This is a genomic window from Salmonella sp. 2018103 (assembly GCF_026247685.1).
Lineage (GTDB): Bacteria > Pseudomonadota > Gammaproteobacteria > Enterobacterales > Enterobacteriaceae > Salmonella > Salmonella enterica.
This window is the reverse complement of record NZ_CP111029.1, coordinates 3,290,754-3,304,633: the sequence shown is the minus strand read 5'-3', so window position 1 is coordinate 3,304,633 and position 13,880 is coordinate 3,290,754. Positions and strand designations below refer to the sequence as shown.

The 13,880-nt window shown below is 53.6% G+C and carries 10 protein-coding genes and 1 other annotated feature; of the genes, 5 read left to right on the top strand and 5 right to left on the bottom strand.

Annotation, left to right across the window (positions count from 1 at the left end; genetic code table 11):
- Positions 1-259: 259 nt before the first annotated feature.
- The gene (gene acrB / locus OLG56_RS16100; RefSeq protein WP_039512904.1) at positions 260-3,409 is read right to left on the bottom strand and encodes an efflux RND transporter permease AcrB; all 3,150 of its coding nucleotides are present in this window, start codon (positions 3,407-3,409) and stop codon (positions 260-262) included.
- A 22-nt stretch (positions 3,410-3,431) separates the two neighbouring features.
- Entirely contained in the window at positions 3,432-4,625 is a 1,194-nt protein-coding gene (acrA, locus tag OLG56_RS16095; protein WP_079980911.1) for a multidrug efflux RND transporter periplasmic adaptor subunit AcrA, read from the bottom strand.
- Between the two features lie 141 nt (positions 4,626-4,766).
- Here acrA and acrR point away from each other — a divergent pair, with 141 nt between their 5' ends.
- Together acrR and mscK are read left to right on the top strand one after the other, a co-directional pair.
- Positions 4,767-5,420 carry a multidrug efflux transporter transcriptional repressor AcrR gene (gene acrR, locus OLG56_RS16090; RefSeq protein WP_000101755.1) on the top strand — a complete coding sequence of 218 codons (654 nt, stop codon included), beginning with the start codon at positions 4,767-4,769 and terminating at the stop codon, positions 5,418-5,420.
- Between the two features lie 118 nt (positions 5,421-5,538).
- Positions 5,539-8,901 carry a mechanosensitive channel MscK gene (mscK, locus tag OLG56_RS16085; RefSeq protein WP_000178238.1) on the top strand — a complete coding sequence of 1,121 codons (3,363 nt, stop codon included), beginning with the start codon at positions 5,539-5,541 and terminating at the stop codon, positions 8,899-8,901.
- A 41-nt stretch (positions 8,902-8,942) separates the two neighbouring features.
- Here mscK and OLG56_RS16080 read toward each other — a convergent pair whose 3' ends face one another.
- From OLG56_RS16080 to priC, 3 genes are all read right to left on the bottom strand, one after another.
- Positions 8,943-9,878, bottom strand: a complete 936-nt coding sequence (locus tag OLG56_RS16080; protein WP_080086714.1) for an Rpn family recombination-promoting nuclease/putative transposase — start codon at positions 9,876-9,878, stop codon at positions 8,943-8,945.
- A gap of 69 nt (positions 9,879-9,947) precedes the next feature.
- The gene (gene rsmS, locus OLG56_RS16075) at positions 9,948-10,115 is read right to left on the bottom strand and encodes a pleiotropic regulatory protein RsmS (protein WP_000051161.1); all 168 of its coding nucleotides are present in this window, start codon (positions 10,113-10,115) and stop codon (positions 9,948-9,950) included.
- A 13-nt stretch (positions 10,116-10,128) separates the two neighbouring features.
- On the bottom strand, positions 10,129-10,656 hold the full coding sequence (gene priC / locus OLG56_RS16070) for a primosomal replication protein N'' (RefSeq protein ID WP_001575715.1): 528 nt from the start codon (positions 10,654-10,656) through the stop codon (positions 10,129-10,131).
- A gap of 68 nt (positions 10,657-10,724) precedes the next feature.
- Between priC and OLG56_RS16065 the strand changes: the two genes are divergently transcribed.
- The 3 genes from OLG56_RS16065 to dnaX all read left to right on the top strand — a co-directional run bounded on the left by OLG56_RS16065 (position 10,725) and on the right by dnaX (position 13,848).
- Positions 10,725-11,102 carry a DUF454 family protein gene (locus OLG56_RS16065; RefSeq protein ID WP_001189860.1) on the top strand — a complete coding sequence of 126 codons (378 nt, stop codon included), beginning with the start codon at positions 10,725-10,727 and terminating at the stop codon, positions 11,100-11,102.
- A gap of 152 nt (positions 11,103-11,254) precedes the next feature.
- Positions 11,255-11,806: an adenine phosphoribosyltransferase gene (gene apt, locus OLG56_RS16060; protein ID WP_207011571.1), complete on the top strand. Its 552-nt coding sequence runs from the start codon at positions 11,255-11,257 to the stop codon at positions 11,804-11,806.
- A gap of 113 nt (positions 11,807-11,919) precedes the next feature.
- A complete protein-coding gene (dnaX, locus tag OLG56_RS16055; RefSeq protein WP_000121958.1) occupies positions 11,920-13,848 on the top strand; it encodes a DNA polymerase III subunit gamma/tau in 1,929 nt (642 codons plus the stop codon).
- Positions 13,181-13,245, top strand: a sequence feature (DnaX frameshifting element). (Overlaps the previous gene by 65 nt.)
- Positions 13,849-13,880: the final 32 nt, after the last annotated feature.

Genomic DNA, 13,880 nt, shown 5'->3' with positions numbered 1-13,880 from the left:
AATCATTGGGTTAACGTTTTTTAGCTTTTCAGGCTAAAACAATAGACTCTGACAGGAGAAAATAGCCAGGAATATTCTTAATATTTCTTAATTAATGGCTGAATTAAGAAATGGCCAACTTTCCTAAGAAAAGCCTTTAACGCAGTAAGGATTATACCTTTTATTAATATGGCAAAAAATAATCAATCTAACAATAAGCGTATTTTATGATTTTTGCGTAAAAAAGGCCGCTTGCGCGGCCTTATCTACAGTGAGCAAATCAGCGATGTTCTGTCGAATGACTATGCTCAATATCTTCGCTTTTACGGCTAAAGCGGCGGCGTACCACCACGAAGAAGACCGGTACGAAGAAAATAGCCAGTACGGTTGCCGTTACCATCCCGCCCAGTACGCCAGTACCTACCGCATTCTGCGCGCCGGAACCCGCGCCGGAACTGATAACCAGCGGCATAACCCCCAGCATGAACGCTAACGAGGTCATCAGAATCGGGCGCAAACGCATCCGGACGGCCTCCAGCGTCGCTTCTACCAGACCTTTCCCTTCTTTATCCATTAAGTCTTTGGCGAATTCGACGATAAGTATCGCGTTCTTCGCCGACAACCCAATGGTTGTGAGCAGGCCCACCTGGAAGTAAACGTCGTTAGTCAGTCCGCGGAAGGTCGCAGCCAGCAGCGCGCCGATAACCCCAAGCGGAACAACCAGCATTACGGAGAACGGGATAGACCAGCTCTCATACAATGCCGCCAGACACAGGAAGACGACGATCAGCGAGATAGCATACAGGGCAGGGGCCTGGTTGCCGGACAACCGCTCCTGGTAGGACATCCCGGTCCAGTCATACCCAATGCCTGACGGCAGCTTGCTGGCCAGTTTTTCCATCATCGCCATCGCTTCACCGGTACTCTTGCCTGGCGCCGCCTGACCCAGAATTTCCATCGAAGGCAGACCGTTATAGCGTTCCAGACGTGGCGAACCATATTCCCAGCGGGAAGAGGAGAATGCGGAGAATGGCACCATCTGACCATCGCTACCACGAACGTACCAGTCGTTAATATCATCCGGCAACATGCGGTATTTCGCTTCGGACATCACGTAAACTTTCTTCACACGACCGCGATCGATAAAGTCGTTTACATAGCTGCCGCCCCATGCTGCGCCCAGCGTGGTATTGATGTCGCTAATAGACACGCCCAGCGCCTGAGCTTTTTCCTGGTCGATATCGATTTTAAACTGCGGCGTATCCTCCAGGCCGTTAGGTCGAACGCCTACCAGCAGATCAGGATATTTCGCTACCTCGCCGAACAACTGATTACGCGCCTGGGTCAGTTTTTCATGACCAAGTCCCGCCTGGTCAATCAACTCGAAGTCAAACCCGGTTGCGGTGCCCAGTTCAACAATCGCCGGCAGGTTAAAGGCGAAGACCATCGCATCTTTAATTTGTGAAAACGCTGCGGTTGCCCGCTGGGTAATCGCTTCAACCTTATTTTTTTCGCCTGGACGATCGGCCCAGTCTTTCAACGACACGAATGCAATACCGGTATTCTGACCGCGCCCTGCAAAACCGAAGCCGTTGACGGCGAATACCGATTCAACGTTGGCTTTCTCTTTGTTCAGATAGTAATCCGTGACCTCATCCAGCACTTTTTGCGTGCGCTCTTGCGTCGCGCCGGCGGGGAGCTGGACCATTGTCAGGAATACGCCCTGGTCTTCATCCGGCAAGAAAGAGCTTGGCAGACGAACGAACAGATAAGCCATACCGACGACGATAATGAGATAGAGCAGCAGATAACGCCCGGTGCTGCGCAGAATATTGCCTACGCTATCGGTGTAGTGATGCGTGCTCTTATCGAACAGGCGGTTAAACCAGCCGAAAAAGCCTTTTTTCCCTTCGCCATGATCGCCTTTGGCGACGGGTTTGAGCATCGTCGCGCACAGCGCGGGCGTCAGGATCAGCGCGACCAGCACCGACAGCGCCATCGCCGATACGATGGTGATAGAGAACTGACGATAAATTGCCCCGGTTGAGCCGCCAAAGAAGGCCATCGGAATAAATACCGCCGACAGTACCATCGCGATACCCACCAATGCGCCCTGAATCTGGCCCATGGATTTGCGCGTCGCTTCCTTCGGCGGAAGGCCTTCTTCCGTCATAACACGTTCGACGTTCTCGACCACCACGATGGCGTCATCCACCAGCAAGCCGATGGCGAGCACCATCCCGAACATCGTCAGCGTGTTTATCGAGAAACCGAATGCCGCAAGCACGGCAAAGGTTCCCAACAACACCACCGGAACCGCAATAGTCGGAATCAACGTCGCGCGGAAGTTCTGCAGGAACAGGTACATCACCAGGAACACGAGGATAATCGCTTCGACCAGCGTTTTTACCACTTCATGAATAGAGATCTTCACGAACGGCGTGGTGTCATACGGGTAGACGATTTTCATCCCTGGCGGGAAGAACGGTTCCATTTTTTTCAGTTCGGCGCGAATAGCGGTAGCGGTATCCAGCGCGTTGGCGCCGGTAGCCAGTTTGATGCCAAGACCTGACGCTGGCTGACCGTTAAATTTCGCGATGACGTCGTAGTTTTCGCCGCCAAGCTCAATTTTCGCTACATCCCGCAGACGAACCTGAGAGCCATCCTGATTCACCTTCAGCAGGATTTTGCCAAACTCATCCGTTGAGGTCAGACGCGTTTGGGCAATAATCGATGCGTTAAGCTGCTGGCCTTTTACCGGCGGCGTACCACCGAGCTGACCTGCCGCGACCTGGGCGTTCTGCGCTTTGATCGCGTTAATCACGTCGACCGGCGTCAGTTGGTATTTGGTCAGCTCTGTCGGATTCATCCAGATACGCATCGCATACTGCGAACCAAACAGCTGGACGTCGCCCACCCCAGAGGTACGGCTGATCGGATCTTTCATATTGGCGGCAACGTAATCCGAAATATCCTCCTGGGTCATGGTGCCGTCGGTGTTAATGACGCCCACTACCATCAGGAAGCTACTTGAGGACTTCTCAACGCTTACGCCCTGTTGCTGTACTTCCTGGGGAAGTAACGGCATTGCCAGTTGCAACTTGTTCTGAACCTGAACCTGCGCGATGTCCGCATCGGTACCGGATTCAAAGGTCAGCGTGATCTGCACGGTCCCCGTGGAGTCACTGTTGGAGGACATATACATCAGGTTATCGATACCGTTCATATTCTGTTCGATAACCTGCGTGACGGTATCCTGTACCGTTTTCGCATCAGCGCCAGGGTAGGTTGCGGAGATCGTCACTGCTGGTGGCGCAATCGTCGGATATTGCGCTACCGGCAATTTGAGGATCGCGAGCCCCCCTGCCAACATGATGATGATGGCGATCACCCACGCAAATATAGGGCGATCGATAAAGAAATTAGGCATGTCTTAACGGCTCCTGTTTAAGTTAAGACCTGGGCTGAGCAGGTTGATCACCGCTTGCGGCTTGCTGTTTGTTATCCGCGGTAATTTCCTGCACTTTAACCTGTGCGCCAGGACGTACTTTTTGCAGCCCGCTGACGACTACGCGGTCGCCCGCTTTCAACCCGTCAGTCACCAGCCACTTATCGCCGATCGCCTGGCTTGCGACGATTTGGCGGGTTTCCACTTTGTTATCAGCGCCAACCACCAGCACCGTGGCATCGCCACGTGGAGTACGGGTAACGCCCTGTTGTGGAACCAGTAATGCCGTCGGTTTTGTCCCTTCCTGCAGACGTGCGCGAACGAACATTCCTGGCAATAAGGTGTGATCCGGGTTAGGGAAGATGGCGCGCAAAGTAATAGATCCGGTGGTTTGGTCAACGGTCACGTCGGAGAACTCAAGCGTACCGGATTGCGGGAATTTGATACCGTCGCTGGTCACCAGATCGACCTTCGCTTTGCCGTTTTCCTGCTTCAGCGAACCATTTGCCAGCTCCTGCTTCAGGCGCAGGAAATCATTGCTGGACTGGGTCACATCGACATAAATAGGGTCCAGCTGCTGCACTGTCGCCAGCGCCGACGCCTGACCGTTCTGTACCAGCGCGCCTTCCGTTACGGATGACTTACCAATACGACCGCTAATCGGTGAGGTGACTTTGGTATACGCCAGGTTGATACGTGCGGTTTCAACGGCGGCTTTTGCTGCGACAACGGCGGCAGTCGCTTGTTTCGCGTCAGCCAGCGCCTGATCGTATTCCTGCTTACTGATGTACTGCGTACCCAGCAGCTTTTGATAACGCTTCACCGTCAGTTCAGCGATATTCGCGGCGGCCTGCGCTTTTGCCAGATCGCCCTTAGCGCTGTCGTAAGTCGCCTGGTAGGTCGCAGGATCAATCTGATAGAGAGAGACTCCCGCTTCGATATCACTTCCCTCAACGAAATTACGCTTCAGGATAATGCCGCTTACCTGCGGGCGAACTTCGGCGATACGGTAAGCAACGGTACGACCCGGAAGTTCAGTTGTGATTTGCAGTGGTTCCGTTTTTAGTGTGACAACTCCAACTTCTGGCATCTGCTGGCCGCCTTGCTGGTCCTGTTTGTCGTCACATCCTGTTAGCGCTAAGCTGCCTGAGAGCATCAGAACGACCGCCAGAGGCGTTAACCCTCTGTTTTTGTTCATATGTAAACCTCGAGTGTCCGATTTCAAATTGGTCAATGGTCAAAGGTCCTTAAACCCATTGCTGCGTTTATATTATCGTCGTGCTATGGTACATACATCCATAAATGTATGTAAATCTAACGCCTGTAAATTCACCGACATATGGCACGAAAAACCAAACAACAAGCGCTGGAGACACGACAACACATCCTGGATGTGGCCCTGCGTTTGTTCTCGCAGCAAGGCGTATCGGCAACCTCGCTGGCGGAGATTGCGAACGCTGCTGGCGTGACGCGCGGCGCAATCTATTGGCATTTCAAAAATAAGTCGGATTTATTCAGTGAGATCTGGGAGCTATCAGAATCCAATATTGGTGAGCTTGAGATTGAGTATCAGGCAAAATTCCCCGACGATCCACTATCTGTATTAAGAGAAATTTTAGTTCATATTCTTGAAGCTACTGTAACAGAAGAACGACGCCGCTTATTGATGGAGATTATATTCCATAAATGTGAGTTTGTCGGAGAAATGGTTGTGGTTCAACAGGCGCAGCGTAGCCTTTGTCTGGAAAGTTACGATCGGATTGAACAAACGTTAAAACATTGTATTAATGCTAAAATGCTGCCTGAAAATCTGCTGACCCGTCGTGCGGCGATACTGATGCGCAGCTTTATTTCAGGGCTCATGGAAAACTGGTTATTTGCTCCGCAATCGTTTGATTTAAAAAAAGAAGCTCGCGCCTACGTCACGATCCTGCTGGAGATGTATCAATTGTGTCCGACGCTGCGCGCGTCGACGGTCAACGGCTCCCCCTGATAATATTCCAGGAAAACTCCTGGACATTTTCTGTGTCGCTATTCTGTTTGTTACAGGCGTGATATTCTTGCGACTCAATTATTTCCGGTCTGCTTGCCGGTTCAGACACTTCATTCTCATGACTATGTTGCAGCTTTATAAACGTTCACAGCATTTTGTTTTTATTACAATTAGCGTCCTTATTATCCTGCTGTCCTGTCAGTCTCTGGCATTTGCCCGGGGGCAAACGAATGGCGACCTGCCGTCAAAAGCGGATGTGCAAAACCAGCTGGATACGCTGAATAAGCAAAAAGATCTCTCCGCCCAGGATAAGCTCGTCCAGCAGGACCTTATTGATACGTTAGCTACGCTGGAGAAAATCGAGCGGGTGAAAGAGGAGACCGTACAGCTACGGCAGAAGGTGGCGCAGGCGCCTGAAAAAATGCGTCAGGCGACGGCTGCGTTGAATGCGCTGAGCGACGTCGATAATGATGATGAAATGCGAAAAACGCTGAGTGCGCTTTCGCTACGTCAGCTTGAGCTGCGCGTGGCGCAGGTACTGGATGATTTGCAAAATTCGCAAAACGATCTTGCCGCTTATAACAGCCAGCTTGTTTCGCTACAGACCCAGCCTGAGCGCGTGCAAAACGCCATGTATACCGCCTCGCAGCAAATACAGCAAATCCGTAACCGTCTGGACGGCAATAACGTCGGGGAAGCCGCGCTTCGCCCCAGCCAACAGGTGTTATTACAGGCAAAACAGGCGCTGCTTAATGCGCAGATCGACCAGCAACGTAAGAGTCTTGAAGGGAATACCGTTTTGCAGGACACCCTGCAAAAACAGCGCGATTACGTGACGGCCAACAGTAATCGCCTTGAACATCAGCTTCAACTTTTACAGGAGGCGGTCAACAGTAAACGACTTACGCTAACGGAAAAAACGGCCCAGGAGGCCATTTCGCCGGACGAAACGGCGCGTATCCAGGCGAACCCGCTGGTAAAACAGGAACTGGATATTAACCATCAACTCAGCCAGCGTCTGATTGTCGCGACCGAAAACGGCAATATGTTGATGCAGCAAAACATTAAAGTGAAAAACTGGCTCGATCGCGCGCTGCAGTCGGAAAGAAATATCAAAGAACAGATTGCCGTCTTAAAAGGCAGCCTGTTGCTGTCGCGTATTCTTTATCAACAGCAGCAAACCCTGCCCTCCGCCGACGAACTCGAAGATATGACCAACCGCATTGCGGATTTGCGTCTGGAGCAGTTTGAAATCAACCAGCAGCGTGATGCCTTATTCCAAAGCGATGCCTTTGTCGACAAGCTGGAGGAGGGGCATACCAGCGAGGTAAATGATGAAGTTCATGATGCGTTGCTTCAGGTGGTGGAGATGCGCCGTGAGCTATTGGATCAGCTAAATAAACAGTTGGGTAACCAGCTGATGATGGCGATTAACCTGCAAGTTAACCAGCAGCAGTTGATGAGCGTCTCGAAAAATCTGAAAGCCATTCTGACGCAGCAGATTTTTTGGGTGAACAGTAACCGCCCTATGGACTGGGACTGGCTTAAAGCGTTCCCCCAAACGTTAAAAGAGCAATTCAGCGCCATGAAAATCACGGTGAACTGGCAAAAAGCCTGGCCCGCGGTATTTATTGCTTTTTTGGCCGGGTTGCCGCTCTTGCTCATCGCCGGTTTAATCCGCTGGCGTCTGAAATGGTTAAAAGCGTATCAACAGAAGCTGGCCGCCGCCGTGGGATCGCTGCGTAACGATAGTCAGCTCAATACGCCAAAAGCTATTCTGATCGATCTGATCCGCGCGCTGCCGGTGTGCCTGATTATCCTCGCGCTTGGACTGATCTTGCTGACCATGCAGCTAAATATCAGCGATCTGCTCTGGGCCTTTAGTAAAAAGCTCGCGATGTTCTGGCTGGTCTTTGGACTGTGCTGGAAGGTGCTGGAAAAAGAGGGCGTGGCGATACGCCATTTTGGTATGCCGGCGCAGTTGACCAGCCACTGGCGTCGCCAGATTGTACGCATTAGCCTCGCATTGCTGCCGCTGCACTTTTGGTCTGTGGTGGCGGAGTTGTCGCCGCTGAATCTGATGGATGACGTGCTGGGGCAGGCGGTTATTTTCCTCAATTTGCTGGTCATAACATTGCTGGTGTGGCCACTGTGCCGGGAAAGCTGGCGCGATAAAGAATCTCACGGCATTCGACTGGTGACCGTGACGATTCTTTCCATCATTCCGGTGGCGTTAATGGTATTAACGGCGACCGGCTATTTCTATACCACGCTGCGCCTGGCGGGGCGCTGGATTGAAACCGTCTATCTGGTCATTATCTGGAACCTGCTTTATCAAACGGTGCTGCGCGGGTTAAGCGTAGCGGCGCGCCGGATTGCCTGGCGACGCGCGCTGGCTCGTCGTCAGAACCTGGTAAAAGAGGGAGCGGAAGGCGCGGAGCCACAGGAAGAACCCGCCATCGCGCTGGAGCAAATTAACCAGCAAACATTACGTATCACGATGCTGCTAATGCTTGCCCTGTTCGGCGTTATGTTCTGGGCGATTTGGTCCGATTTGATCACCGTATTCAGCTATCTTGATAGCATCACGCTGTGGCACTACAACGGCTCCGAAGCTGGCGCTGCGGTGGTGAAAAGCGTGACGATGGGCAGCTTGCTATTCGCCATTATTGCCGCGATGGTGGCTTGGGCGCTCATCCGCAACTTACCCGGCCTGCTGGAAGTGCTGGTGCTTTCACGTCTGAATATGCGCCAGGGGGCTTCGTATGCGATCACCACGATCCTTAACTACGTCATTATCGCTGTTGGCGCGATGACAGTATTCGGATCGCTCGGCGTCTCGTGGGATAAACTCCAGTGGCTGGCGGCGGCGTTGTCGGTGGGTCTCGGTTTTGGGCTACAGGAGATCTTCGGTAACTTTGTCTCGGGTTTAATCATCCTCTTCGAACGTCCGGTACGCATTGGCGATACGGTAACGATCGGCACCTACTCCGGCACGGTCAGTAAGATTCGTATTCGCGCCACCACTATTACCGATTTTGATCGTAAAGAAGTGATCATTCCGAACAAAGCGTTCGTGACGGAGCGGCTGATTAACTGGTCCCTGTCCGATACCACGACACGTCTGGTGATCCGGCTTGGCGTGGCCTATGGCTCGGATCTGGAGAAAGTGAAAAGAGTCCTGCTACAGGCGGCGATGGAGCATCCGAAGGTGATGCACGATCCGGAACCTGCCGTATTCTTCACCACCTTTGGCGCCAGCACTCTGGATCATGAACTGCGTCTGTACGTGCGTGAATTGCGCGATCGTAGCCATACGGTGGATGAACTGAACCGCGCGATCGATCGACTGTGCCGTGAAAATGATATCAATATCGCCTTTAACCAGCTTGAGGTGCATCTGCATAACGCGAAGGGCGACGAAGTCACTGAAGTGAAGCGCGATCTCAACGGCGGCGATCTGGCGCCTACGGCAAGCTAAAAGGCGGTGGGCCGCGCGCTTTATGAGTGCGCGCGGCGCCGCTAATGCGAAAGCGTAGAAAGCTCTTCCGGCGTAATGCCGGTGACGCTGGCGATGAGCCCGGGTTCCAGCCCGTTGGCAAGCATTTTGCGGGCAATAGCGCGCGCTTCGGCCTCACGGCCTTGTGCTAAACCTTGCTCAAGCCCTTTTTGCAGGCCTTTTTGCAACCCTTCCGTTCGGCCTTTTTCTTCCAGCCATTCCGCTATTGTCATCAGTTGTTCCTTATACTGCGGCGCGCCCTGCGCCAGTTGACGAATCAGCGCTCCGGGTTCTGCGGCGTTTCCTGCTTTCAACATATAGTTGATCAGCACACTGAGCTGCGTGTCCGTCAAATGATCCTGCGTTAAAAGCGTGATAAGGGGGTCGAGCAGTTCGCTTAAATCGCGTTGACGAATATGTTTTTGCAGGAGCTCTAACATCGCTATCCGCCGATGCTGCAAAAGCTGATTATCCGGCATTATCGTCAGGTCGACCAGCGCAAATTCGCAGCTGTATAAGGCCTTCGCCATATCCGGTTTCACAAACATATTATGCCAGTTAAGGCTATAGGGCCACGGGCTTTCCGGACCGTGATAAAAAAGGATTGGCACCACCAGCGGCAAGGTATCATGACCGGCATCCAGATGACGCTGCATGGCGGCAATGGCGTAACGCATCAGGCGAAAAGCCATCAGCCGGTCTGATTTGCTCTGATGTTCAATGAGCGCGTAAACATACCCGGGGCCGTGTTGGGTATGTAAAGAGTAGAGGATATCTGAATAGCGGCTGCGTAAATTGTCTTCAACAAAACTCCCTGACTCCAGCTTCAGTGAATCCAGATCGCAGATTGCAAGAAAGTCTTCTGGCATGTGGAGAGCCAGAAAGTCGCGGGCGACCTCTTTTTGCATCAGCATCTGTCGAAATACCGCATCGTGCGGCGTGGTGGGTAGACGTTCCATGACCCGTCCCTTGTTGCCTGACTGTAGCGACCACTCTGTCAGCGACAACGAGGACAAACCAGAGGGCAATTACTCTGTTTGCGAGTCGTCTTCCGTACTTTTTAACTTGTTTTCATAATCTCGCATAACTATTTCCAGCGCGCGTAGCACCGTTCGTGCCGGTAAGCGATTCTCTTCAAGCAGCACAATTAAATCCACGGCCAGTTTGACTTCATCAGGGGCATTTTCAAGCGACATACTTTCTCCAGGGTTAACGGGTTAAACGCGCCAGTACGTTTTCTATTTTCTCCAGCGCATGTCGACAGCGCGCCAGCCGTCCTTCATAGATCTCGACTTCCTTTTGCAGCGTTTGTTGTTCGACAAGGCCGGTCGCCTGCGCCAGACGAATTTTGCGCTCCTGTGTCATCGCCAGTAGTCGACGTTCAAACTCCTGATGCTGTATTCGTCTGCGCTGCCAACGGCCAAGCCCTGGCGCGGCGGCGTCCCACTGGCGCAGCGACCAGGCGGCGGTTTCACGCGATATCGCCTCCAGTTGCGAAGCCAGATGTTCCGCCAGCCAGGCGACTTGCGGCAGTTGCTCATGTTTTACCGCCTGACGCAACGCGGCGAGATTGGCGTCTGCCTCTTCCAGATATCCCTGCAACAGAGTACTGCGGGTACGGAAAAGGTGTCGGTCAAAGCGCGCGCTTAACGTCGCATGTTGCGCCAGCGGCGCGCAGCGTTGGCGTAGCGTCGCCAGCCTCTCTTCCAGCGTCTGTAACAGCATAGCGGTTTTCAATTCAACACCCCGATGAAAATAAGACAGGCTGTGCTACAGTAGCCTTCTGTTTGATAACGATTCGCATTATGCAACGTACTATTTTAATCATCATTGGCTGGCTGGCGGTAGTATTAGGGACATTGGGCGTGGTTTTGCCCCTGTTGCCGACTACGCCGTTCATTTTACTGGCGGCCTGGTGTTTCGCCCGCTCGTCGCCGCGTTTCCATGCCTGGTTGTTATACCGTTCATGGTTTGGCGGTTATCTGCGCCACTGGCAGCGCTATCGGGCCATGCCGCCGGGAGCGAAACCGCGAGCGATCGCGTTGATATTGCTGACCTTTGGTATATCGCTGTGGCTGGTGAATATGATGTGGGTGCGGGTGCTGCTGTTGGTTATTTTGGCCTGTCTGCTGATTTTTATGTGGCGGATACCGGTGATTGATGAAAAGCAACAAAAGCGCTGAAGCACACGAATCGCTGTTGCAATTGTCGTTCACAGCCAGTAAATTCGACCGTTTTCGAGCACAGGCGCAGGCGGTCAAAGAGTAACCGAGCGTTACCCCTGACCGAAAAGTATTGCGCCGTGAGTAACACCGTACTTAGCAGGCATATATCCATGACCGCGACTGCACAGCAGCTTGAGTTTCTCAAAAACAGCATCAAAAGCATTCAGGATTACCCGAAACCGGGCATTCTTTTCCGTGATGTCACCAGCTTACTGGAAGACCCGAAAGCCTACGCGCTCAGTATTGAACTGTTGGTTGAGCGTTATAAAAATGCGGGTATCACCAACGTGGTCGGCACCGAAGCGCGTGGCTTCCTGTTTGGCGCGCCGGTTGCGCTTGGGCTGGGCGTTGGTTTTGTTCCGGTACGTAAACCGCGCAAATTACCGCGTGAAACTATTGCCGAGACCTATGAATTAGAGTACGGCACCGATCAGCTGGAAATCCATGTCGACGCGATTAAACCTGGCGACAACGTGCTGGTCGTGGACGATCTGCTGGCGACTGGCGGCACCATTGAGGCGACCGTGAAGCTGATCCGTCGTCTGGGCGGGAAAGTCACCGATGCGGCGTTCATCATCAATTTGTTCGATCTGGGCGGCGAGCAGCGTCTGGAAAAGCAGGGGATTACCTGTTATAGCCTGGTGCCGTTTCCAGGGCATTGATTCAGGCTATCCGCACTGCTATTTTAGCCAGAGAGACAACCTCGCTGTATCGGCGAGGTTGTGTTAGCATTACCCTTCTATGAATCCACCTTCCAGCGTTTCAGAGCCTGCCAATGAGTTATCAGGTCTTAGCCAGAAAATGGCGCCCACAAACCTTTGCTGACGTCGTCGGCCAGGAACATGTGCTGACCGCACTGGCGAACGGCTTGTCGTTAGGGCGCATTCATCACGCATATCTTTTTTCCGGCACGCGCGGCGTCGGTAAAACCTCTATCGCCCGACTGCTGGCGAAGGGGCTGAACTGCGAAACCGGTATTACCGCGACGCCGTGCGGCGTTTGCGATAATTGTCGGGAAATTGAGCAGGGGCGTTTTGTCGATCTCATTGAGATTGACGCCGCATCGCGTACCAAAGTCGAAGACACCCGCGACCTGCTGGATAACGTCCAGTACGCGCCTGCGCGCGGTCGCTTTAAAGTCTATCTGATCGATGAAGTCCACATGCTGTCGCGCCACAGCTTTAATGCGTTACTTAAAACGCTTGAAGAGCCGCCAGCGCATGTGAAATTTTTACTGGCGACCACCGATCCGCAGAAGCTGCCGGTGACCATTTTGTCGCGCTGCCTACAGTTTCATCTCAAAGCTCTGGATGTTGAACAGATTCGCCATCAGCTTGAGCATATTCTCAATGAGGAACATATCGCTCACGAACCCCGCGCGTTGCAGTTGTTATCACGTGCGGCTGACGGCAGCCTGCGCGATGCATTAAGTCTGACTGACCAGGCGATCGCCAGCGGCGACGGGCAGGTTTCGACGCAGGCGGTAAGCGCCATGCTCGGTACGCTGGACGACGACCAGGCTTTGTCATTAGTCGAGGCAGTGGTTGACGCTAACGGCGAACGCGTCATGTCGCTTATCAACGAGGCGGCGGCGCGCGGTATTGAATGGGAAGCGCTGCTGGTCGAAATGCTTAGCCTGCTGCACCGTATTGCGATGGTGCAACTTTCGCCTGCCGCGTTAGGCAGCGATATGGCGGCTATCGAGCAACGGATGCGCGAACTTGCCCGGACGGTGCCTCCCGGCGACCTTCAGCTCTATTATCAGACGTTGTTGATTGGTCGCAAAGAATTGCCCTGGGCGCCGGACCGGCGGATGGGCGTTGAAATGACGTTACTGCGTGCGCTGGCGTTTCACCCGCGTATGCCCTTGCCGGAGCCTGAAACGCCGCGGCAGTCTTTTGCGGCCGTGGCCCCAACGGCGGTAATGACGCCGCCACAGGTGCAGCAGCAGTCGGCGCCCGCGCCGCAGACATCGCCAGCGCCGCTGCCGGCGTCTACCAGTCAGGTGCTGGCGGCGCGCAATCAGCTACAGCGCGCGCAGGGAGTAACCAAAACAAAAAAGAGTGAACCGGCAGCCGCATCCCGCGCGCGGCCGGTGAATAACTCTGCGCTGGAGCGGCTGGCCTCGGTTTCGGAGCGCGTACAGGCGCGCCCGGCGCCGTCTGCGCTGGAAACGGCGCCAGTAAAGAAAGAGGCTTATCGCTGGAAGGCCACCACGCCGGTAGTACAAACCAAAGAAGTGGTGGCTACGCCAAAAGCGCTTAAGAAAGCTCTGGAGCATGAAAAAACGCCGGAGCTGGCGGCTAAACTGGCGGCGGAAGCGATTGAGCGCGATCCGTGGGCGGCGCAGGTAAGCCAGCTTTCTTTGCCTAAGCTGGTGGAGCAGGTGGCGCTTAATGCCTGGAAGGAGCAGAACGGCAACGCGGTTTGTCTGCATCTGCGCTCGACGCAGCGGCACCTCAATTCCAGCGGCGCGCAGCAAAAGCTGGCGCAAGCGCTCAGCGATCTGACGGGAACGACGGTTGAACTGACCATCGTTGAAGATGATAATCCCGCGGTGCGTACGCCGCTGGAATGGCGTCAGGCCATTTATGAAGAGAAACTCGCGCAAGCGCGTGAGTCAATTATCGCGGATAATAACATTCAGACGCTGCGTCGATTCTTCGACGCCGAGCTGGATGAAGAGAGTATCCGCCCCATTTGATCGTAAGCCCGGCTTGCGATTGTGAACCATCA

Coding starts and splice junctions, on each gene's coding strand:
- apt (WP_207011571.1), top strand. CDS start 11,255: ATGACCGCGACTGCACAGCAGCTTGAGTTTCTCAAAAACAGCATCAAA.
- acrR (WP_000101755.1), top strand. CDS start 4,767: ATGGCACGAAAAACCAAACAACAAGCGCTGGAGACACGACAACACATC.
- OLG56_RS16065 (WP_001189860.1), top strand. CDS start 10,725: ATGCAACGTACTATTTTAATCATCATTGGCTGGCTGGCGGTAGTATTA.
- dnaX (WP_000121958.1), top strand. CDS start 11,920: ATGAGTTATCAGGTCTTAGCCAGAAAATGGCGCCCACAAACCTTTGCT.
- rsmS (WP_000051161.1), bottom strand. CDS start 10,115: ATGTCGCTTGAAAATGCCCCTGATGAAGTCAAACTGGCCGTGGATTTA.
- OLG56_RS16080 (WP_080086714.1), bottom strand. CDS start 9,878: ATGGAACGTCTACCCACCACGCCGCACGATGCGGTATTTCGACAGATG.
- acrB (WP_039512904.1), bottom strand. CDS start 3,409: ATGCCTAATTTCTTTATCGATCGCCCTATATTTGCGTGGGTGATCGCC.
- acrA (WP_079980911.1), bottom strand. CDS start 4,625: ATGAACAAAAACAGAGGGTTAACGCCTCTGGCGGTCGTTCTGATGCTC.
- mscK (WP_000178238.1), top strand. CDS start 5,539: ATGACTATGTTGCAGCTTTATAAACGTTCACAGCATTTTGTTTTTATT.